Origin of the sequence: Aestuariimicrobium kwangyangense DSM 21549, assembly GCF_000421525.1 — a bacterium.
In the GTDB taxonomy this organism is placed as follows: Bacteria; Actinomycetota; Actinomycetes; order Propionibacteriales; family Propionibacteriaceae; genus Aestuariimicrobium; species Aestuariimicrobium kwangyangense.
This window is the reverse complement of record NZ_ATXE01000001.1, coordinates 498665-520328: the sequence shown is the minus strand read 5'-3', so window position 1 is coordinate 520328 and position 21664 is coordinate 498665. Positions and strand designations below refer to the sequence as shown.

The window sequence follows — 21664 nt, the reverse complement described above, 5'->3', positions numbered from 1 at the left end:
AAGGAGACGCGGGCGACATCCTTGCAACGTGGTAAACCCAAGGCAGGACGCAGGCGCTTCATCCAGCCTAGGCACGCCCGTGGGGGCTTGTCCATTGATTAGCCCGACTAACCATCTTTGTGGTCGGACGATCGCTCACCGCGTAATTCGGGGGCTTGCGCGGCGTGGTGCCTGGGGCTCGCGGCGGCTGGGGTGAGGCGGGTGCGCCCTCAGGTCAGGGTGGCCACCATGACGGCCTTGGCCGTGTGCATCCGGTTCTCGGCCTGGTCGAAGGCGACCGTGGCCTCGGACTCGAAGACCTCGTTCGAGACCTCGACCCCGTCCAGCCCGTACTGGGCGTGGATCTGCTCGCCGATCGTGGTCAGGCGGTCGTGGTAGGCGGGCAGGCAGTGCATGAACTTGGCCGAGGGATTGCCGGTGGCAGCCATCAGCGAGGCGTTCACCTGGTAGGGCAGCAGCAACTCGATGCGCTCGGCCCACTTCTCCTTCGGCTCGCCCATCGACACCCACACGTCGGTGTAGACGAAGTCGACGCCCTTCACGCCCTCCTCGACCGAATCGGTGACGGTCACTCGTCCACCGTTGTCGGCAGCCAGTCGCTGGGCCCGAGCGATCACCTCGGACGAGTTCTGGAGTGCGGCCGGGGCGACCATCCGCACGTCCATGCCCATCATGGCCCCGGAGACGAGCAGTGAGTTGCCGACGTTGTTGCGGGCGTCGCCGACGTAGGCATAGCTGATCTGCTCGAGTGGCTTGTCGGAGTGTTCGAGCATGGTCAACTGGTCGGCCAGCATCTGGGTGGGGTGCCACTCGTCCGTGAGCCCGTTCCAGACGGGGACGCCGGCGTGACGGGCCAGCTCCTCGACCGTGTGCTGGCCATTGCCGCGGTACTCGATGCCGTCGAACATCCGCCCGAGGACGCGGGCGGTGTCGGCGACCGACTCCTTGTGCCCGATCTGGGATCCGGCGGGGTCGAGGTAGGTGACGTGGGCGCCCTGGTCATGGGCAGCCACCTCGAACGCGCAGCGGGTACGGGTGGAGGTCTTCTCGAAGATCATGGCGAAGTTCAGACCCTCGAGACGCCGCTGCTCGCGGCGCTCGCGCTTGGCCAGCTTCAGTTCCCGGCTGAGCTCCACCAGCGAGCGCCACTCGGTGGGGGTGAAATCCAGCTCCTTGAGGAAGTGCCGTCCGGTCAGGTTCGTCATGGGCTCACGCTACGGGGTCGGGTCCTGCACGCCCCGGCGGCTCCGCATCTCGAACACCCCATCGTCCGCAGCCTGAGCCGCACGAGACCTCCCATGCCCCCGAACCGACCTGGCCGCACCGCTCCCCCGGACGACGACCCCGTGACATGTGGATGAACTGTTCCCCCGATGGCCCCGCGCACCACCCCGGTGGCGTTAGCGTCAGCGCGGTTGACCCGTACCCGAGGAATCCTGGAGAACCCATGAACCCCACCCTGAAGCGTCGCCAGTTGCTGACCGGAGCCGTCGTCGGCGGTGCCGGACTGTTCGCCGGCCCCCTGTCACCCGAGGCCCAGGCGCGTCCGACCGATCCCACAGCCGAAGCAGCGGCCGGCAAGACCGTGCGGCTCACGGTGCTCGGCACCACCGATCTGCACGGCAACGTGCACAACTGGAACTACTTCTCGAACGCCGCCTACTCCGACGGCAAGGGCAACCAGATCGGAGTCGCGAAGTGCGCCACCCTGATCAAGCACCTGCGCGCTGAACGTGGAGCCGACACCTGCATCACCCTCGACGCCGGCGACACCATCCAGGGCACCCCACTGGCGTACTACTACGCCAAGATCGACCCCATCACCCAGGGGTCCAAGCACCCCATGGCCCTGGCCATGAACGCCATCGGCTACGACGCCGCGGCCATGGGAAACCACGAGTTCAACTACGGGCTCGACACGCTCGCGGCCTTCGCCGACCAGCTCGACCACCCGCTCCTGTGCGGCAACGCCCTGCAGGTGGTCGACGGGCGGAACACCGATCGTCCGGCCTACCCGACCCACACGCTCAAGACGATCAAGCTGAAGGGGCAGCAGCCGATCACGGTCGGCCTCGTCGGTCTGGTCACCCCCGGCGTCTCGATCTGGGACAAGAGCAATGTCGAGGGCAGGCTGTGGTTCAACGGCATCGTCGAGCAGGCCAAGGTGCTCATCCCGCAGGTGAAGCGCGCCGGCGCCGACGTCGTCATCGTGTCGTGCCATTCGGGCGCCACCACCTCGTCGTCCTGGGGTGACGCGCTCCCCTGGCCCGAGAACGCCTCGACCGTGCTCGCCGAGCAGGTGCCCGGCATCGACGCCATCCTGGTGGGCCACGCCCACCTCGAGGTGCCGCAGCGATTCGTCACCAACCAGGCCACCGGACGCCAGGTGCTGCTCTCCGAACCCCTCTACTGGGGCATGCGGGTCAGCGTGATGGACCTCAACCTGACCATGGTCAAGGGCAAGTGGCAGGTGACCTCGTCGTCGGCGACCCTGCTGAACGCGAACACCGTCGATGAGGACCCCGAGGTGGCTGCCGTCATCGAGCCCGCCCACCGCACGGTGCTCGCCTACGTCAACTCGGTGATCGGACGAAGCCTCGCCGACATGACGGGCGCCACCGCCTGCTGGGAGGACTCGGCGGCCGTCGACTTCATCAACTACGTGCAGGCCCAGGCCGTCAAGGCGGGACTGGTGGGCACCGCCGACGAGACGACCCCGGTGCTGTCGATCGCGGCCCCGTTCTCGCGGACCGCGGTGATCCCCGCGGGGGAGGTCACCGTCCGCGACGTCGCCGGGCTGTACATCTACGACAACACCCTGTTCGGGATCGCCATGACGGGGGCGCAGGTCAAGGCGTACCTCGAGAAGTCGGCCAGCTACTTCAAGCAGGTGTCCTCGGCCGGGCCGCTGCCCGCGTCGCAGGTCACCAATGCGGTCACCTCGTCGGCCCCCAACGGGACTCCCGACTACAACTACGACGTCATGGGTGGGCTCGACGCGGCCCTCACCTATGACATCGACCTGTCGGCGCACGCCGGAGACCGGATCCGCAACCTCGCCTACGACGGCACCCCGGTGGCCGACGAGAAGCGTTTCGTCATCGCCATCAACAACTACCGCCAGTCCGGTGGCGGCAACTTCCCCGGTGTCACCACCGCCGAGGTCGTCTACAACCGCCAGAACGAGATCCGGCAGCTGATCATCGACTGGGTCACCGCCCACCAGGTGATCGACCCGGCCCAGTTCCACCGGGTCGACTGGAAGCTGGTCTGGGGCACCACCCCGATCACCGTCACCGCCTGACAACGGACGAGACCCGGCCCGGCTGGTCGCCGGCGCCGGGTCTCGTGCGCACTGTGGGGAGTCTCAGCTGGGGTGGGTCATGTCGATCGGGACGACCCAGGCGTCGAACTCCTCGCCGGTGACATGCCCCGAGGCGAGGGCCGCCTCACGCAGCGAGGTGCCCTCCTTGTGGGCCTTCTTCGCGATGGCTGCCGCCTTGTCGTACCCGATGTGGCGGTTGAGGGCGGTGACCTGCATCAGATTGCTGGCCAGATTCGCCTCGATGCGCGCATGGTTGGGCTCGATGCCGACCGCGCAGTTGTCGGTGAAGGCCTGACAGGAATCACCCAGCAGCCTGATCGACTCGAGCACGGCGTGGGCCATCACCGGCTTGTAGACGTTCAGCTGGAAGTTGCCCTGGCTGCCGGCGAACCCGACGGTGGCGTCGTTGCCGAACACCCGGGTGGCCACCATGGTCAGGGCCTCGCACTGGGTCGGGTTCACCTTGCCCGGCATGATCGAACTGCCCGGCTCGTTCTCGGGGATGGTGATCTCGCCGATGCCGTTGCGGGGACCGGAGGCCAACCAGCGCACGTCGTTGGCGATCTTCATGGCCGCCATCGCCAGCACCCGCAGGGCACCCGAGATGTTGACCAGCGCGTCGTGGGCGGACAGGGCCGCGAACAGGTTGGACGCCTGCCGGAACTCGTGGCCGGTCAACTCCGAGATGCGACGCGCGGTGGTCGTCCCGAAATCGGGGTGGGCGTTCAGGCCGGTGCCGACGGCGGTGCCACCGATGGCGAGGTCGCCCAGACCCTGCTCGGCGTGGCGCACCTGCTCGAGCGCGAAGTCGAGTTGGGCCACCCAGCCGCCGATCTCCTGACCGAGGGTGATGGGGGTGGCGTCCTGCAGGTGGGTGCGGCCCACCTTGACCACTCCGGCGAACTGCTCGGCCTTGGCCGCCAGCACCTCGCGCAGACCCTGCACCTGGTTGTAGAGGCGGTCGTGCAACTCGAGCACGATCGCGATGTGCATGGCGGTGGGGAAGGTGTCATTGCTCGACTGGCCACGGTTGACGTGGTCGTTGGGGTGGACGGGCGACTTCGAGCCCAGGTTTCCACCGAGGATCTCGATCGCACGGTTCGAGATGACCTCGTTGGCGTTCATGTTCGACTGGGTGCCGCTGCCGGTCTGGAACACCACCAGTGGGAAGTGGTCGTCGAGCTCGCCGTCCATCACCTCGGTGGCGGCCTGCTCCAGCGCGGCGATCTCGACCCCGCTCAGCGGCAATTGTACGAGGTCGGCGTTGGCCTGAGCGGCCGCCAACTTCAGCACGCCCAGGGCGCGGATCATCGTCCGCCCCCAGATGAAGGTGTCTCGTCCGATCGGGAAGTTGCCGATGCTTCGTTGGGTCTGGGCCCCCCAATAGCGGTCGGCGGCGACCTCGATCGTCCCCATCGAATCGGACTCGGCACGCACCTGTTCAGTCATGTCCCCCAGCCTAGGCTCAGAGCCCGACGGGCCAAGCAGCGTGGTCAGAGTTACGGGTCTTCACGACGATGCCGGGCTGCGACATCATCGCCCGGCGCTCGTCGCCACCGTCAACGACGTGGGGCTGCTGCAGGTGACGGGCCAGCGCCTCGTCCGACTCCCACTTCTCGACGAAGCCGAGCAAGTTCTCGTCATCGACCCCCTCCTGCAGCGCGTACAGCAGGCAGCCCTCCTCCTGCTGGGTGGCGGCGGCCATCACCTCGAGTCGGCGCTTGAGTTCGTCGCGGTGCTCGGGGATGGCGTGGAAGATGCAGAGAACGTTGATCGTCATGGCTCGATTCTTCCGTAGCCCGATGGGCCGTGGTCCGTGGCTCGGGAATCTGGGCAGAACTGGGCTCGGGGCGTTCAGGGACGAGGGCTCAGGGAAGGTTCCGGGACGCTCCGACTGCCGGTCGGCACGGTGACGCGCCTACCGTGGAGCCATGTTCGCGCGCTTCCTCATCAACGTCGTCGCCCTGCTGGCCGCTGTCTGGCTGGTCGGGGGCATCTGGCTCACCGGCGACACCCAGCACCAGGTGATAGCAGTCGCCGTGGTGGCGGTCGTGTTCGGTATCGTGAACGCGCTGATCAAGCCGGTGCTGACCGTGATCTCGCTGCCCTTCCTGATTCTCACCCTGGGCCTGTTCGCCATCGTCATCAACGCGGCCATGCTCAAGCTCACCGGCTGGGTCGCCGGCCAGGTGGGGCTCGGGTTCCACGTCGGGTCGTGGGGGTCGGCCGCGTGGGGTGCGGTGATCGTGGGCGTGGCCAGTTGGCTGGCTGGGTTGGTGTTCAAGGGGGACGGGCACTCGCGGCGCTGATTCGAGGGTCTACAGGGGTTCCGCCTGACGTTCTCGCCCAGATCGCCCGGGGACTGGTCGACCGGCATTCGGTTGACCGATATCTGTACCTGCAGACTCAGAGCCGCACACGCTCCTGGGCTGAGCACACAGCATGGGGTACGGTCGCGCTGCTGTCGGGACAGGATGAAGACTGGCTCGGGAGCACGCAGCTCTGGCGACTTCGCAAGACGCGGCGTGAGATCACCCAGGTCGATGACCTGTTGACCCGGACGAGGAACCGCTCCCGCGTGCACACCTTCGAGGCCCACCGCGCCGCACTCCCCCGTCTGCGCGAACAGGTGGTCGCCGCCAACCTGCATTGTTGGGCCTCACCGACACCGTCGACGCCGGGGTTGACGGTTACTTGGCTTCCGCCTCTCTGGATCACGCTGTCCGCACCCTTGGCCTACGCCGGTCAGTGCGTGGCAGCGCCGTGGTGCGCACCACGGCCTTTGACTTCGAGCACGTTCGCCACCTTGTGAAGACCAAGACCGTGGCGGCTTTGGACGCCGCCAGCAGCACCGATCCCCGAGTGCGGGACTGGGCGGCGCGCGTTTGGCCATCTGTTGGAGGCCTACCGATGAGCGGCGAGCGACCGACCATCGAGGTGACCGCCGCCGCAGGGGGTTGGTCCGTGGCCCAACCTGGCCGAACTCGCCGACGCCCTCCCCGCTGGTAGTTGGACTCTGGTGGGCGGGCTGATGACGCAACTGCATGCTGTGCACCATGGCCTTGGCGTGGTGCGCCCGACCGCAGACGTCGACATCGTGCTCCACATCGAGACTCACCGCGGCACCCCGAACGCAGTTGCTACTGCTCTGGAGGCCCTCGGGTACCACTTCCAGCCCAGCATCGATGAGCGCAACCGCAGCGCACACCGATTCGTGCGCGCCAACTCCAAGGTCGACGTCGTCACCAGCGAGAGCGAATCATGCTCCCCGACAGGCCTTGCCAGAGGAGCATCGGGCCCAGGCGCAGCTCACGCCCGACTTGCTGTCGAGCCCGTCCGACAGTGAGCGACCCGGAGTTGGACGACGCCTGCGACCACCCCAGTAGTCACGCTTGCCGTTAGTATCGTTGCGCGTTAGCATGGCAGGGTGATCCGGTCCTTCAAGAACATCGACACCGAGAAGGTCTGGCACCGCGAGCGTGTTCGATCCCTTGGACCCGAACTGCATGGACCGACAACGGAGCAGACGATGACGAGATCACCGATCACCACTGAGAGGAGACCCACCATGACCAAGGCACACGACCCCATCACTCCCGGCGAGATCCTGCTGACCGAGTTCCTGGAGCCGCTCGGCATCTCGCAGTACCGTCTGGCACAGGCCACGGGTCTCCCGCAGACCCGCATCAGCGAGATCGTGCGAGGCAAGCGGGCCATCACCATCGACACCGCGTTGCGTCTGTCCACAGCCCTCGGCGTCGACGAACGCTTCTGGATCAACATCCAGACCGACTACGACCTCGAGGTGGCACGAGAACTCCGCGCGGACGAGCTGGCCAAGGTGGCAGTGCTGGTGGCGGTGTGATAGCGCGAGAAATGCTTCGAACCCTGTGACCGTTCGATGATGCGATCTGATCTGGCCCTCACCTGATCGGGACAATCCGAGGGAGTCGCCCTCGGACGTGATCTTCAGCAGCAGGGACTCTGACAGTTGTCTCTCAGTCTTCGTCCCCGAGATCAGGTCGAGCCGCTGCCACTCCGACGACCTCGTCGCCGACGAGAGCTTGGAGCTTGCGCTTCAGGAGCGCCCGACGTCTCTCGACGAAGTCCTTGAAGTCGGCGAAATCGAGGCTTGCGCCGGGCGGGATCAATGGATCGAGAGTGGTCCTGCCCAGACGTGGCTCAAGCCAGTCCTGGAGCGGCTTGTCCTGCTTCGAGGTGTTTTCGTTCTCCGTGAGCAGCCACAGGTTGCAGATTCCGTTCCAGTTGGATCGGTTCTCGTAGAAGGCCCGCAGTTCCAAGTCGCCCTCAAGGAAGCTGCGCTTGTCCAGGCGCTCGGCCCGAAAGTCAGCTGCCGGGTGAAGGTGATCGGCATGGAGCTGCTGCTGTATGTCGACATCCGGCTGGAGCAGGGCGAGGATCGAGTAGCAGGTCGGGTCGTCCTTCTGCGTGGTTAGCAGCCGATCGACGAAGCCATCGTCGAAAGTCAGGTCGCGCGGGCGACCCAGATACTCGGCAACGATTTGGTCGAGCGGGAACCCCTCTGGATCGTTGATGTTGTCGCGAATGATCCTCCGCAGTCCGATGAGCAGTGAGTCCGCAGATCGTCCAAATACGCCTCGGAGCAGCGACATCATCAGCCACGTACGGATCGTCATGCGATCCCCGCGGTGCGCGGTTGGGGTGTTGATCGTCCCGAAACGGCCACGGGCCCCGGTCGTGCTGTCTCGTCCCTTGTGGAAGAGGTAGTAGGCGATGGGCAAGACGGCGTTCTTCGATCGGAGGGATGCGTCGTTGAGGCCGAACGACGCGATCAGCCTGAACGTCGCCACGACAGCGTCGCGGATGTCATCCCAGGAGCCCTTGATCCTGTCAACATTGCCAGCGTCGAAGTTCCGCGCCTGGAAGTGGACGTCAGCGTCGGTGATCATGACTGCTGCCTTCATGATGAGGTCACGGTCGATGGAGAAACCGAACTCCACGCGGACGAGATTGACCACTTCGTCCACCCGGTCACGTGCGTCTTCCCAGTTGGCCGACATGATCGACATGAGCAGATCGGAGAAGCGTAGGGGGGTGCCACCCTCGTTGGTCCTGATGAAGATGTCGAGGACTCTTCCGATGTCCTGACTCTCCTCGACGAAGTAGTTCAGCGTTGCTTCCCGACGAATGGCGAAATAGAGGCGCAGGAGCGTCTTCCTGGCGAAGCTGTTGGTGCCGTGGCCTGCTCGATCGAGGTACTCCATGACGTGGTCGAGGATCTCATCGTCCGTCTCCACCGCCGGGAACTGGAGGATCTCACCCACTTCGAACCAGAGATTCTCAGAGTCCTTCGGCTTCTTCGCCAGCGCATCGACGGTGAGGAACTGGAACTCAAAGGTGAGCTGGTCGTCGTTCTGCTCCGGATCGAGAGGCTTGGCGAGGTTCAGATGCAGCGTCCGCGGCGGCAGGATGGCGGGGTCATACGCCTTGGGCCACCAGGCGCGCGGCCTTTTCACTGCATAGGTGCCCTTCAGGCCGATATACAGCGACGTCAGCCTCTGCTGACCGTCGATGACTGCAAAGAACTCACCGTGTCCCTTGGTGTCGAAGTCCGGATTGTTCTCGGCATAGCGTTCGGCGTACTTGGTCAGGAACTCGTAGAACCGAAACCCCGTGCGAATTTCAGCGGCATCGACCTTCCAGAGCATCAAACTGTTGATCGGGTAGTGCCGCATGATCGAGTCGAAGAGGCGACACACCTGATCCATGTCCCAGGTGAACTTGCGCTGGATGGACGGCAGCAGGTAGCGCCGCTCGGCGATGCTCCTCATCGCCGACTCGATCGTGATGGCCTTCTCGTAGCCTCCGGGCATGTGCTGCCTTCTCTCCGGTGATGCGTGGGCTTGATCGTGTCACGACGGTTCGACGTTGCCGACGAGCTGGTCGGCATTCCGTGACATCAAGGCTCCAGGAGTGCACGTCGGGGCGCCGCTCCGACTGTCGGCCACGCCTCTGAAGCCGATGTGTGCAGCGCACGGCGCGGGGCCGCCGGGCCCTGGCTGTTCAGGGCGAGCTGCTTCTGGAACTTGGCCGAGAGCAAGCCGGGCCGACGTTCTCTTTGGGGCGTGGGGACGCTCTTCGAAAGTGCCGCTGGCCGGACGACTGGGATGGACTTCCCCCTTGTGGCCGCCCCCTTGTTGACGGTCGCCTTGATCTTCCCCTTCGCCTTCTGCTTCGCCGACGACTTCTGCTCGGGTGGGGTCGCAGGTACGACCCGGTGATGGGTCAAGAGCTCCAGCGCCTGCTTCTCGATCTGCCGAATTCGCTCACGGGTGACGCCGCGCATCCGGCCGATCGTGTCCAAGGTCTCGGGTTCCCCTGTCAGCAGGCCATGACGGGCCTTCAGCACGAACACACCCACGGGGAAGGTCTCGGTGAGCTCGGCCAAGATCTGGTGCACCTGAGCATGATTCGCAACGATGTCGACGCAGGCCTCAATCGCGGAATCCCCATCCGCCCCTCCCACTGGGGAAGCAACCCACGAGTCGGCAACCTCTTCCGTCAACCACTCCGTACTCAACCAGGATCGAGACAGAGTCGCCATGCGCCTCAAATCCTGACCGCTGACCTCAAGGTCAGTAAGCCCCTCGGGATGGGCAAGAAGGAACTGCGCCCAGGTCTGGTCGTTCCGCCGTCGCAGCCCGTCCACAGGTCGGAGCTTCTCGACGAAGTGGACGGGCAGCCGGACGAGCCTTCCCTCGTCCGCGAGAGTCCGGGTCACCGACTGCTTGATCCACCAGGTCGCATAGGTGGAGAACTTGAGTCCTCGGGTGAAGTCGAACTTGTGGACAGCCCGGACGAGTCCCTCAGTGCCAGCCTGGATGAGGTCTTCGAAGTCGAGGCCCTGCCCCACGTACCCCTTGGTTATGTTCACCACCAGCCGGAGGTTCGACACCACCATCCACTGGAAGGCCAACTCACCCTCGCGCCAAAGTTGTTCGAGCGTGACCTCGATATGGGATGAGCCCCCTGTCTCGAGCAGATGCCGCGCATAGAGCCCCACCTCGATGGCCTTGGACAGATGCACCTCTTCCTCGGCTGACAGAAGCGGGTACTGCCTCAAGGTGTGCAGGTAGTCGTGGATCACGTCGGCGGTGCAGCGAGCGAACATCGCTGGAGGAGCAAGCAGGAACCGGGAGAACGGGGTGACAACCTCGGGAGTTGGTTGAATCACCGCGACCGGTTCTGTCTCTGCCAGCCGCGCGTCCTCGTCCGCAGCGGGCCCGGAGGCACGTTCCCCACTCGCCTCGACAATCTCGTTGCCGACCCGCGCGCTCGTGGCGTCCGCACTGACACCCAAGAACTCCAGCAGCTGCGGCAACTGGTTCGCTCCAAGATCGAAGCGGCGCTCGGCCACGGCGAAGGGCAGACATTCGTCGTAGAAGTCTGGGATGGCTCCGGACGCGAAGGGATCTTCGACCGTTCCCTCCGCATAGAGGATGAGGAACCGGGCGAGCTTCTGATCGCGGCGTCGCAGCACTCGTCCGAGGCGCTGGATCATCTGGCGACGGCTGCGGTTGGAGGCAAGGATGATGCCGAGGTCGGCGTCGGGTACATCGATGCCTTCATCGAGCACCCGCGGAGCTGTGAGGGCAGTGATTTCACCCGTCCTGAGCATCTCGACCCGGGACTCTCGCTCGTCGATGGGATGCTCGGCATGCACCGCGGCCGCAGAGCATCCCGTGGACCCAAGAACCTCTGCGGCCTCCTCGGCCGACTTCTGGGTGTGGGTGAAGACAATCGTCCCCGCAGCACCGTGCACGGCGGGTGAGACACCGGCGAGCGCCATGTACTTCATCTGGGTCTCGGCGAGCAACGACTTCCGCTCGGAGAAGCGAGCCATGTAGCGCCGGGCCACCCCGCCACCTGACGACGGGTCCCGGTCTTCTGCGAGGGCGGAGACCCCTTTGAGGAACTCGCCCACCGGATCACTCACCACCTCGAAACGCTGCACCAACACCTGACGAAGGTGCTTCAGTTCGGCATCGACTTCGACGTACCTTGTCCGTTCCTTCGAACTGAGCGGAACAGAAGCGAAGGCCACCTTGAACGGAGAAATGAGCCTGTCGGCTGTTGCTCGTTGGTACCCCAAGTCGAAGCACACGCCTGCGAAGTAGTCCCGAAGTACTTCATCGCCCAGATCATTGCGTTGGAAGGTGGCGCTGAGCCCAAGGCGCCAGGTGTATGCGGGGCTGAGAGCCAACGCGAAGCTCTCTGCGCCGTAGCGGTGACACTCGTCCGCGACGAGCAGGCCACCCACAGCGGTGAGCGACGCACGATTCATGGCCGACTGCACCGTGGTGACGGTGACATCCCAAGGGACCGACGAGTTCAGATCAGTCCTCACCTTCATCTGAGGGAGGTGCGTCCGGAGATTGACGACCCACTGTTTCGCGAGGGCCAACGACGGCACCAGCACCACCGCTTGACGGCCACGCTGATGGGCGAGCTCGATGGCGGCCAGACCGACTCGCGTCTTGCCAGCCCCCGTGACGGCCTGCACGACTCCTCGGTGCCAGGCCTGCCGCCACTCGCTCAGCGCCTCTTCCTGCCAGCGATAGAGCGAGAGCGCGGGCAGCGACCGAGTGACGGACTCGAACGACTGGTCACGCTCGTCGACGATTCTCATGTGTCCCCCTCAGTCCGCTGGGCTCCAGTGCCCTTGGATCGATAATGGAGTAAGCCTCTGACATTTCTGCGACGTCGCGGGAAACGTTGTCCGTCGACAGTGTCGGACCGACAGCCACGACGGTGGCCCGCCCCAGAGTCACCCCTGACCGCCCGTAGTGTCGGAGGTTCACGACACAATGCAGCCATGGCGGGCAAGCACATTGAACTGTTCCTCGTGGATGGAACTCCTGGTGGTCTGACCACTGCGGAAATCCTGAACTGGACGGGGCAAGTTCTGAGCGCGCCGCGTTCCGAGATGAGCACCTTGGTCGCACGCACCGAGCTCGCCGGTACATGCGTGTACCTTCTGCTCGGCCCCGACGAGGGCGGTGGGACGCGCTGCTACATCGGTGAAACGGATGACTTCAAGTCTCGGCTGCGATACCACGACGCCAACAAGGAGTTCTGGCGCCGCGTGGTCGTGGTGACCTCGAAGGACGCGAATCTCACCAAAGCCCACGGAAGATACCTCGAGTCGCGGCTCATCACTCTCGCTCAACAGGCTGGTCGCGTGGTGTTGGAGAACGGGACGACCCCGCCCCCACAGCCTCTGCCCGAAGCTCACAGCTCCGACATGGATTACTTCGTCGGACAACTGCAGATTGTGCTTCCGGTGCTGGGTGTCGACGCGATCCGCGCTCGTGAGCTGGACACCATCCTGCCCACCCGTAGGGAAGAGCTGGTCTCGCCGGTGTTCCACCTGCGACAACCCAAACTGGGCGTGGAGGCCCAGGCCCAGCAAGTCGATGGCGAGTTCACCGTTCTGGCAGGATCCAAGTGCGTGGCGACGTGGCACGGAACGGGAAAAGCTCCGAGCACGATCAAGGCCTACGCGTCGTATCGCGCCGAGCATGAACGGCTGGTGGCCGAGGGCTCGATCTCAGCGGTCGACGGAGTCGGCGTCTTCACCCGTGACGTCGTGTTCGGGTCGCCCTCGACGGCGGGAGCGATCTGCCTCGGGCGGTCGTGCAATGGACGAAGGGAATGGATCGGGGCCGACGGAACGATGTTCGGCGCCTGGGAGAGTCGAGGGGTTCAGTAGCAGCGGCCCAACGAGCTCTAGACCATGGTTGGCAGGATCGTGCTGGGATCCCCTGCCCACGTGATGACCAACTCGTCCCGCGCCCGGGTCGCTGCCACGTAGAGGAGAGAGGTCTCGCGCTGGAGAATGTCCGCCTTGTCTGCCTCGGGCACGTCCTTGAGAGTGAAAGGCGCAGGGAGCGCGGAGGAATCCACCCCGAAGATCAGCACACGTGCGAACTCCATGCCTTTGGCGCGATGCATCGTCATGACGACAGGCTTCCCGACGGGGACGGACTTTTCTGAGACGAATCGAGACGGCACGTGGCGCTCTTCCAGAGCGCGCACGAGCTGCTCCCCGACCTTCTCGGTTCGCACCAGGAGCCCAATGGTCTCAGGCCCTTCGCCCTCCTTGAGTTCATCCAACCAGGTGCGAACCACCGTCGCCGCTCGGTCAAGCTCGTCCGTGAGATTCGCTGCCGGGATGAGTCGGGGAAGGGGTCCACTACGGGCGGAGCGGTACTCGCTCGCGTCCTCCTTCCCTTCTTCGAGGTCGACGAATTCTGTGCCGGTGAGCACGCTGACGGCGTAGCGGAGATTCTGCGCCGTCGTGCGGTAGTTGAGGCGCAATCGCTGGGACCTACCGACGATCTTGATGCCACAGCGACCGAGGACGACGTGATTGCCGTAGATGCGTTGGTGCGAGTCCTCCGCGCTGAAGAGATCGTCAGGGCCCTCTTCGGCCAAGGCACGCAGGAACTGCCACTGGGTTGGACTGAGATCCTGCCCCTCATCAACGAGCACGTGATCTGCGGGCCGAGCGCCTGATGCGTTGAGCACCTCAGCGGCGATGGCCGCCACTTCCGGGAAGTCGGCACTCCCGTGGATACCTGCGCTGAGTCGGTAGGAGTTGATGACAGCCCAGACAGCAGCGCGCGCATTGCGGTCGAGAGGCACGCCACGCCCCGGCCGGCGGACCTTGGCGTACTCCTCCAACGTCTTCACGCGGTTGGGCAGCAAGACGAGTTCGTATTCGGCTTGGAAGAAAGCTGGGCTCCTGAGATTGGCCGACAGCCCAGAACCATCCGAGTCAATGGCGTCTCGCCAAGCGTTTCGGTCAGTCACCTTGCCGATTTGGCTGGTTCGCGAACCGAGGACGCGGCTGACTGCTGAGTCGAGCGCCGGTGAACCTGACTGAATGACGGAGCGGGCAGCCGCGTCGACGCCTCGAACCAAGACACCTGGCTCCCCCAGCTTGTCGGCGATGGTCAGCGTCGGGTCGAGCACCCTCAGGTCTCGGAGCAACGAGTCCGCGAGGGTCTTGTTGTATGTCGTGAGCACGATGCGAGCCTGCGGATTCTTCCGAGCCAGGTTCCTCGCCCGATGCAGCAAAACCACCGTTTTCCCAGTGCCAGCGCCGCCGGACAGTCTGAACGAGCCCTTCCACGAGCGTTCCGCGTACTTGCGCTGCTCGGGGTGAAGGAAGACCCTCCACGCCGCGAAGTCGGCGTCTTCGATGGCCCGCCGGAGTTCCTCGTTGTCCTCGATGAACGCGAACTGAAGACGAGCAGCTGGGTGGCTGAGCGCTGCGGCCAGAGCGACATCCGCGTCTTCGACCGAGGCGGGAGCCTCTGCCACATCGATCGCCAGCGCCTCCTTCACCGCCTCAATGGAACGCCCCGCGCTGAGGTCGATGAGCGCGACGCCTTGCCAGCCGGTGACGAGCGCCGCGAGTTCCACGATGTCCTCGGCCTCAAGACACTCCAGCGCCAACTCAGCCACTTCGTGGTCAAGACCAAGATCGTCGGTCAGCGCCGCGAGGGTGAGACCAAGACGGACGAGCAGCGGTTCGACAGGCTGTGTTTGCTCCGGGGTGACGGGACGGATCGGTGGCGACAAAACCACAGGCTCGTCGGCAAGCAGTAGCTCGGCGATGCCGTTGACGGGATTGACCTTGAGTTGGGCCCGCATGGCGAATGCTGACGCAGCGTCGTGCGGCCACACGCCCAGGTAGACGTAGATTGCCTCCTGCTCGTGTCCTTGGACCTTGAAGAGCACCGCGCGCCAGAAGTCGTCGACTCGTCCGGTTCGCACTCGTGGATCGATGGAGTTCACGATCGGCTCGATGTGCAGCCCCGGAAGACTGTCGTCTTCAGCGAGCTTGGCCAGGAAGCTGTACGCCTTGCCACGGACTGATCCGTCCACCTGCTTCTTGGGCGCGTACTGCTGGGGTCCGAGGATGATTTGGGGCATCAGGGAGCTCCGGTGGTGTTGAAGGTGGACAGAATGGCGGCCAGGTCCGGGGGAATGAGCTTCCACCCATCGTCCATCAGTTCGTCGCGGTCCGGGTCGGCAAGGTCGATGTCCACGGCGATGTGGCGGTCCGGCCAGGAGACGGGGATGGGCAGTCCCCCGGCTGTCTCGTGGCCGAGGGACGGGACGGGCACACCCGACTCTGCAAGCAGTGCGATCAGCATCTTCTCCACTTCGCTCACCGCGCCGTGGTACAGAGATGCCCATGGCTCAGGCAACTCGACCCCCTGGGGGGTCGCCTTCACCTGCGACTTCTCAGCGAGCGAGTGAGTCGTGATGTGTGCCGACTGGAGTCGAAGGTTGAGCAGATTGGCCATCCGTAGCCACTCGCGCCACGCATCCTTGTGTGCCGGCCCCAGCCGATCACTGCGGTCATCAAGTAGAACCGCCACCTCCGTCTGGTGGCCCCGGGCGCCGACCCGCCTTGCCAGCACCGTCAGGGTGTCGCATTGCCAACCCCACACCTGACGGTCACCGTCGGTCGGGAGCGGATTCCCGTCATGGAACGCCCTGCTCAGGTCCAACAGGCTCACCGAGTCTCCCGCCTTGCCGTGGGCACCTGCCCCGACGAGGAGCAAGGGCAGCGCTTCGGAGAGTGCTTCGATCCCAGCCGAGTCGGGATGAGCGATCCAGCGCACCAGGAAGTCGATGGGCCCACCCTTGACGAGGTCGAAGTGTCCCGGCTTGAGCTTTCCGCCTGCCGCCATCATGGCCGCCGTCCATCGGGCGTCGGCGAACCACGACGGTGGTGTCGTGCTGCTCTCTTCTGCGTCAATGAGGTCTTGCCATGTCAGGCCGAGGACGAGATAGCCCTGGTCTCTCAGCGCCGCACGCTTCCTCGCGTCATCCTTGAGCCGATTGATGCCCGGGCTGGCGTGGAATCGCCAACCGTCGCAGAACACGGCAAGGCGAGGAATGTTGGGGTCACTGCTGTAGAACACGAAATCCGGTTGCATCCCCCCGAGCGCGAGTTGAGGCTCCATCACCCAGGTTCGACTACCCCCTGGGTTGATCCTCCAGCGATTCCCGCTCGGCCCGGGCTGCTCGTGCACGCTGGCGCCCAAGCCCTTGGTGAGCCGGTCGAAGAGGATCTTCCGGAACTTCTGCTCGATGTGGGTCTCCTGGTCGGAGGGAACAGTTTCCTCCACAGTGACCTGCCATCCCAGATCCAAGCTCGGCTCCCCTTCGGATCTCCCTGAGATCAGAAGGGTCTTGAGATGCCTCTCTGCGGCGGCTCTCGAGACGTACTTCTGGGTGAAGCTGTTGATGAACGGCGACAGGCAACGGTGGCACGAAGCGCGACCTTCATCTCTGCACGGGCAGTCTCGAACCAGAACCCATGCTCGGCGAAGCAGGGCGTACATCTTCGCGGGGCTGGCCAACTCAGCGAGGTACCCCGTACCACCTGGCACGGTGTCGTGGATCAGGACCGCTTCGCGGTTTTCAGAGCCGTCGCTGAGGTAGGGGTCGATGATCCGCTCGAATGCCAGATGGTCTGGAGCTCCACCCAGATGCTCCCGGAGACCAAGTTGCAGTGCCGCGATGAGGCTCGGCAGGGCGAAACGATCTCCCACCGAGATCGCCGCGGGCACCTGAATGACGACCGCCTCCGTCTTCAGGGTGCGTGACAGAGCAATCTGGCGCACGCTCTCCTGCGCTGCATTGCGGTACATGCACCACGGACGATGCTCGCTCGGATTGTTCTTGCCCGTGCGACCATCGAGCTTGCCGCAGCCCGAGCACACGCGGAACAGCGGGGCAACGTACTCCTCACCCGAAAGCGAGCGGTGGCCCGACCCCACGTCGGAGACCCTCCCGATGTTGAGCCATCGAATCGTCATGTCAGTCAGGTGCTTGAGACCGAACGAACCCGACTCGTAGTCCTGAACGAACCACTGATGGCGAGGCGCGCCCACATCAGCCGCGGTGACGACTTGGAAGGTGACTCGCTCACGCTCATCCCGGCCATCGTCGATCGTGGCCTCCTCGCGCCTCATGGCTGAAGACACCCGTTCCAGCTCAACCACGTGAAGTACCTGATTGAGATCCGAGATCGCCGTGTCACCGCAACGAGGACATGCCGCAGGGGCCTTGGCGCCTTCAAGTAGCTGGCCATAGCCGCATGAGGGACAGAAGGCCCAGGGCCTGACAGCGTCCCCGTCGGACCCAAGATCGACTGCATCGATCTGGACCTTGAAACCGCGGGCGTAGAACGTGGCCCCCGGGGCGAACTCCCTGAGCGCGGCGGACGCCCCCCGGTTGAAGGTGGCCGGTTCGCTCATGTACTCCTGCGTGTCCGGGTCGATCCAGCTCATGGTCACGTCGAGCGTGACGGAATCGTCAAGGAGCGTGTAATTGGGCAGGACGCCGTGTTCTTCGAGCACACCGATCCAGTAGTCGCCCTGGAGATCGCCCAACTGCTTCCTCGCGAGGCCGAGAGCCGCCTTCGCCGTGCGCAGTGCAACATGGTCGTCCTCCGTGGCTGCTGGTAGGTCAGCTCGTTCTTGGAGCTCAGGAAGACTCTTCTGCACCTCTTGGATCCGGTGCCTGAGGGTCTCGACCTGGCTTGCCCACTGATGTCGACACTCATGCAGGTGAACCGAGAGCTGACTCGTGAGTGACCCTGACGAAGGGGTCGCCCATTGCTTGAGGCGTTCCTGTGACCGATCGGTCAGGGAGTCGAATGATGAGAGGAAGGTGTCCAAGCTTTCGGTCGTCTCGGCCGATTCGATGATGGCGTGCAGGTAGCTGCCGGGTTCGACCGCGCCGATGGCTTGGGATGCCGTCGCAGGATGCGGTGCGTCAACGCGTCGCGCCAGTCGATCCGCGACCGACGCGAGGTATTGGCGGCGGAGAATTTCCTCGGCATCGATGTAGGTGGCCGGTGGACGCACCTGACCGTTGATGACGGAGAGTGGGTCCCCGAGGCGCGGCAGCTGCTCCCCCCTGCCGGAGACGAATGCGAGATTGAGCGCGCTGCCCGTCAATCGGCCTGCGCGGCCGACGCGCTGCAGGTAGGAAGCGACGCTCTTGGGAAGCGAGGCAAGCATGACGGTGGACAAGTCCCCGATGTCGATACCCATTTCCAGGGTCGGCGTCGCCACCAGCACATTCGGGGCCTGGGGGTTCTCCGAACTGGATTTGAACTGGTTCTCGTACTCCAACCGGATCGCGTCATCCAACAGGCTGGTGTGTTCACGAGCCACCACGCGAGTGACATCGGCGGCCTGGTAGAGACGCCGGTAGAAGTTCTCCGGCCGACCGCTGGTTCGCACCAGCGACCCTGTGCAACGGACGACGAAGCAGGGTTGGTTCTCGAGTTCGTGAACGACCCGCCTGGTTCCGGGTACCGGCGATCGGCACACGTCACAGGCAAGGAGGTAGCTTCCGTCCCTGTATCCGTCATCCTCCACGGGTACAACCAAGATTCCGCGCTGGGGGAGCTCGTACAGTTTCGCGCCAGAGTTGGTGTTGACGACATTGATGACGTCCAACGACGCCAGTCGGTCAAGAAGCGCCAGGGCGAGGGATGCGCCCTCGCTCGGGGTACATGCGAGCACCCGTGAGGTCCAGACGGCGTACCAACTCTTGGGGGATCCGGCGGAGACAAGGTCACTGTCTCGGGCGCCTCCAGCACCTCCAACTCTCGGATACGCGGGGGCTCCCCGCCCGCGGGGGAAGGCTGGCATGCCGTCAGAGCGGGGACGCCCGCCCCAGATCGAAAATCGATTCCCGTCCTCGCGTTGGTAGGTGCGGAACCACTCGTGCTCGATGGCACCGTCGGTGCGCATTCGCTCGAGCACGCCCCGTACCCAGCCAATGCGTTGCTGGTCGGTGACGCCCATGCCTTCGAAGGCTTGCGGACCAACTGCCTCCTCGACCTCGCGAGCGGCCTTGAGCATCACCTCAGGGGTGATGTCGACCTCCGCGGCGAGGCTTCCGGTGAGCTCGAGTGTGCGACCCAGTCGCGCTTGCAAACCGAATTCGAGAACCGTGTCCAGCAAAAGCCGGCGCTTGACGCGGGTGCGGACTTTCGCGGGCACCTGACTTTGCTTGGGCCGCCGCCAGTAGTCCTCGAACTCCTTGCGGTCGGCGAAGTCCGGAGGGATGAGGCGGTAACGCAGGTGCGCATCATCACCGGCTTGCTGCATCGCGCGATCAACCAGGAGGTCCAAGCTGACCGGGGCATCCTGCACGGCCCCCCGCAGCACCGCACGCAACGTGAGGCTGTGGGATCGGCTCTGGACGAATCCGGCGCGGTGGGCAGCATCCTGGACACTGTCGGTGAAGACGAGAGCCTTCTTCTCGATCTTGTCGAGGTCGTCGCTCCCGAAGATGGTCGAGAGGCCGACCGACAGCAGGGTGGCGATCGCCGAGCCCAGAAAGCGGATCCCATCCCTCTGCATGCATGACGGGCAGGTGTCACTAGTGGAGAACTCCCCCGCCTTGGGCCCGGCATGCACGAGGACAGGCAGCACTCGGCTCGCCGCCGACTCTGCGTCCTCCTCGGGGCGCTGGGCAACCACGCGCCGTTCTGTGGTGTGGAACCACATGAGTCGAGGCTCGTCGGGGTCCAGCTTCGCTGGCGCATCGGACGGATTCCGACTCTCGGCCTCTCCCGGGGCATGAATGAGGACTCTGAACTCTTCGTTGTTGGTGAGGCGACCCAGGCGAATCTCGCTGGCCTCATCAGCGGTGAGGTCGAAGCCGCCGATCGGGGCACGCATCACAGCCCAGCCAGATCTACCGCAGTGTCGGCAGAACACCGCAGGGAACGCTGGGGCACTTGAACCCTCGCCATCGATTCCCGCGCCACCGAGGTGGGTGTCATCCGACCAGAGGTACTGCGGCGAACCGAGGGCCACGCGGTCGATGCGGGTGAGTTCACGCACCCAGAGATGCAGGTCAATAGAAAGAGCGTCGCGTCCGGCGACCTTGCGCACATGGCTGAGGGCAGCGGAGAAAAGGAGCAGGAACGACTCGGCTGTCTCCCGACTCCGTTCATCTGCCGAGAAACCGGGCAACATCTCGTCGATCAGGACGTCGAGAGGCTGTGCCCGCTCGGCGAGCGCGGCAAGTTTCAAGGTGAACGGATGGGCCTTGACGAGTGAAAGCAGAACTTCGGGTGTGGCCCGGGTCAACACTGGCGACCCGCCGGTGACAGTGACGAACAGCCGGCTCAGCACCGCTTCAGCGATTGCTCGACCGTCCGTGAGGCCCTGAGAGCGAGCGACGGCATTCTCGATGGCTTCGCGGTCGGTCCGGGCATCGAGCGACACCGCACCCTCGGCCCACTCCTCCACACTCAGACGTGACTCCATCACGACGGCGGACTCGTCGAACTCTTCGCCGAACACCGTCCTCGCGAACTCCAACATCGCGGACGGATCGCCCTTGTCTCCCAACGTCGCAGAGGTCGCAACGGGCGTAATGACACCAAGCGGGCGCGCACGCTCGGCCTCAGTGAAGGCGTCAGCCGGCCAGTATGACTTCAAGGCGAGGCCGAGCCGTCGAAGAAGCATCGACACGTCCGTGCCTTGGGCTCCGTCGTAGGTGTGGAACTCGTCGAGGACGAGGTACTGCAGACTTGTGGCGCTCTTGGCCCAGATCTGGGCATCGAGCTCGCGAAGCAGCATCTGGTCGAGCATCTTGTAGTTGGTGAGCAGGATGTCCGGCGGGTCACTGCGGATGACGTCGCGACGCGTGATCAGGCCGTCCTTGGACACCTTCGAGCGCTCAGCCCCACGCTCTCCGGTGTAGATCGCTGCCGTCACCCCCGCGAGGGCCTCAGAGGACGTGAGGATGGACGCGAGCCGCTGAGCCTGGTCGTTGGCGAGAGCGTTCATCGGATAGAGGATGAGCGCTTTCATCCCGGTCTGACCCCGCCGCTTCGCTCGCAGCACATGGTCGATGATGGGGAAAAGGAATGCCTCCGTCTTTCCCGAACCGGTGCCGGTCGTCACCAAGGTCGGCAGGGGCCTCGGCTTCGACTCGCCGACGCCGAGGCTGCTCAGACGCTCGAACGCCTTGGCCTGATGACCGTACGGCGGGAACCCCTCATACCATTCCAGACTGTCACGCCATCCCTCATCTGCGGCCTTGAACGGCAGCCGCGCACGCAGGTATGGCCCCTTGAAGATGCCGTTGGTACGGTCAGCAAGGAACTCCACGAGGGCCACGCGAGCTTCTTGGTCAGCGAGCGCGAACGTCGTCGACAGGTAATCCAAGATGCCGTCTTGGATCGCTGGCGCTTGGACACCGGGAAGGAGTTCACTCACTCCACAGACTCTATTG

The 21664-nt window shown here is 64.6% G+C and carries 11 protein-coding genes; 4 read left to right on the top strand and 7 right to left on the bottom strand.

Features of this window, described 5'->3' with window-relative positions; genetic code table 11:
* Nucleotides 1–209: 209 nt before the first annotated feature.
* Entirely contained in the window at nt 210–1205 is a 996-nt protein-coding gene (gene argF / locus H507_RS0102325) for an ornithine carbamoyltransferase (protein WP_022909119.1), read from the bottom strand.
* A gap of 242 nt (nt 1206–1447) precedes the next feature.
* Between argF and H507_RS0102320 the strand changes: the two genes are divergently transcribed.
* The gene (locus H507_RS0102320; protein ID WP_022909118.1) at nt 1448–3304 is read left to right on the top strand and encodes a bifunctional metallophosphatase/5'-nucleotidase; all 1857 of its coding nucleotides are present in this window, start codon (nt 1448–1450) and stop codon (nt 3302–3304) included.
* 63 nt (nt 3305–3367) lie between these two features.
* Here H507_RS0102320 and fumC read toward each other — a convergent pair whose 3' ends face one another.
* Together fumC and H507_RS14150 are read right to left on the bottom strand one after the other, a co-directional pair.
* Nucleotides 3368–4774 carry a class II fumarate hydratase gene (gene fumC, locus H507_RS0102315; protein ID WP_022909117.1) on the bottom strand — a complete coding sequence of 469 codons (1407 nt, stop codon included), beginning with the start codon at nt 4772–4774 and terminating at the stop codon, nt 3368–3370.
* A gap of 16 nt (nt 4775–4790) precedes the next feature.
* On the bottom strand, nt 4791–5105 hold the full coding sequence (locus tag H507_RS14150) for a putative quinol monooxygenase (protein ID WP_022909116.1): 315 nt from the start codon (nt 5103–5105) through the stop codon (nt 4791–4793).
* Between the two features lie 151 nt (nt 5106–5256).
* On the opposite strand from H507_RS14150, the gene H507_RS0102305 reads away from it, so the two are divergent.
* Nucleotides 5257–5634, top strand: coding sequence for a phage holin family protein (locus H507_RS0102305; protein WP_022909115.1), 378 nt, complete (start codon nt 5257–5259; stop codon nt 5632–5634).
* Nucleotides 5635–6893: 1259 nt separating this feature from the next.
* The gene (locus H507_RS0102300) at nt 6894–7190 is read left to right on the top strand and encodes a HigA family addiction module antitoxin (protein WP_026377654.1); all 297 of its coding nucleotides are present in this window, start codon (nt 6894–6896) and stop codon (nt 7188–7190) included.
* A 133-nt stretch (nt 7191–7323) separates the two neighbouring features.
* Here H507_RS0102300 and H507_RS0102295 read toward each other — a convergent pair whose 3' ends face one another.
* The gene (locus H507_RS0102295) at nt 7324–9180 is read right to left on the bottom strand and encodes a DUF262 domain-containing protein (RefSeq protein ID WP_022909113.1); all 1857 of its coding nucleotides are present in this window, start codon (nt 9178–9180) and stop codon (nt 7324–7326) included.
* An 86-nt stretch (nt 9181–9266) separates the two neighbouring features.
* The gene (locus H507_RS17115; RefSeq protein ID WP_051139607.1) at nt 9267–11996 is read right to left on the bottom strand and encodes a sigma-70 family RNA polymerase sigma factor; all 2730 of its coding nucleotides are present in this window, start codon (nt 11994–11996) and stop codon (nt 9267–9269) included.
* 186 nt (nt 11997–12182) lie between these two features.
* On the opposite strand from H507_RS17115, the gene H507_RS0102280 reads away from it, so the two are divergent.
* Complete coding sequence (locus tag H507_RS0102280; RefSeq protein WP_022909112.1) at nt 12183–13079, top strand: GIY-YIG nuclease family protein; 897 nt, start codon at nt 12183–12185, stop codon at nt 13077–13079.
* A gap of 17 nt (nt 13080–13096) precedes the next feature.
* On the opposite strand, the gene H507_RS0102275 is transcribed toward H507_RS0102280, so the two are convergent.
* Together H507_RS0102275 and H507_RS0102270 are read right to left on the bottom strand one after the other, a co-directional pair.
* Nucleotides 13097–15310: a 3'-5' exonuclease gene (locus tag H507_RS0102275; protein ID WP_022909111.1), complete on the bottom strand. Its 2214-nt coding sequence runs from the start codon at nt 15308–15310 to the stop codon at nt 13097–13099.
* Entirely contained in the window at nt 15310–21648 is a 6339-nt protein-coding gene (locus H507_RS0102270; RefSeq protein WP_022909110.1) for a DEAD/DEAH box helicase, read from the bottom strand. The genes H507_RS0102275 and H507_RS0102270 overlap by 1 nt, the downstream gene beginning before the upstream one ends.
* Nucleotides 21649–21664: the final 16 nt, after the last annotated feature.

Bases quoted from the DNA above. Each gene is read 5' to 3' on its own strand.
- H507_RS0102280 (WP_022909112.1), top strand. From the start codon at position 12,183: ATGGCGGGCAAGCACATTGAACTGTTCCTCGTGGATGGAACTCCTGGT.
- fumC (WP_022909117.1), bottom strand. From the start codon at position 4,774: ATGACTGAACAGGTGCGTGCCGAGTCCGATTCGATGGGGACGATCGAG.
- H507_RS0102295 (WP_022909113.1), bottom strand. From the start codon at position 9,180: ATGCCCGGAGGCTACGAGAAGGCCATCACGATCGAGTCGGCGATGAGG.
- H507_RS17115 (WP_051139607.1), bottom strand. From the start codon at position 11,996: ATGAGAATCGTCGACGAGCGTGACCAGTCGTTCGAGTCCGTCACTCGG.
- H507_RS0102275 (WP_022909111.1), bottom strand. From the start codon at position 15,310: ATGCCCCAAATCATCCTCGGACCCCAGCAGTACGCGCCCAAGAAGCAG.
- argF (WP_022909119.1), bottom strand. From the start codon at position 1,205: ATGACGAACCTGACCGGACGGCACTTCCTCAAGGAGCTGGATTTCACC.
- H507_RS0102305 (WP_022909115.1), top strand. From the start codon at position 5,257: ATGTTCGCGCGCTTCCTCATCAACGTCGTCGCCCTGCTGGCCGCTGTC.
- H507_RS14150 (WP_022909116.1), bottom strand. From the start codon at position 5,105: ATGACGATCAACGTTCTCTGCATCTTCCACGCCATCCCCGAGCACCGC.
- H507_RS0102300 (WP_026377654.1), top strand. From the start codon at position 6,894: ATGACCAAGGCACACGACCCCATCACTCCCGGCGAGATCCTGCTGACC.
- H507_RS0102320 (WP_022909118.1), top strand. From the start codon at position 1,448: ATGAACCCCACCCTGAAGCGTCGCCAGTTGCTGACCGGAGCCGTCGTC.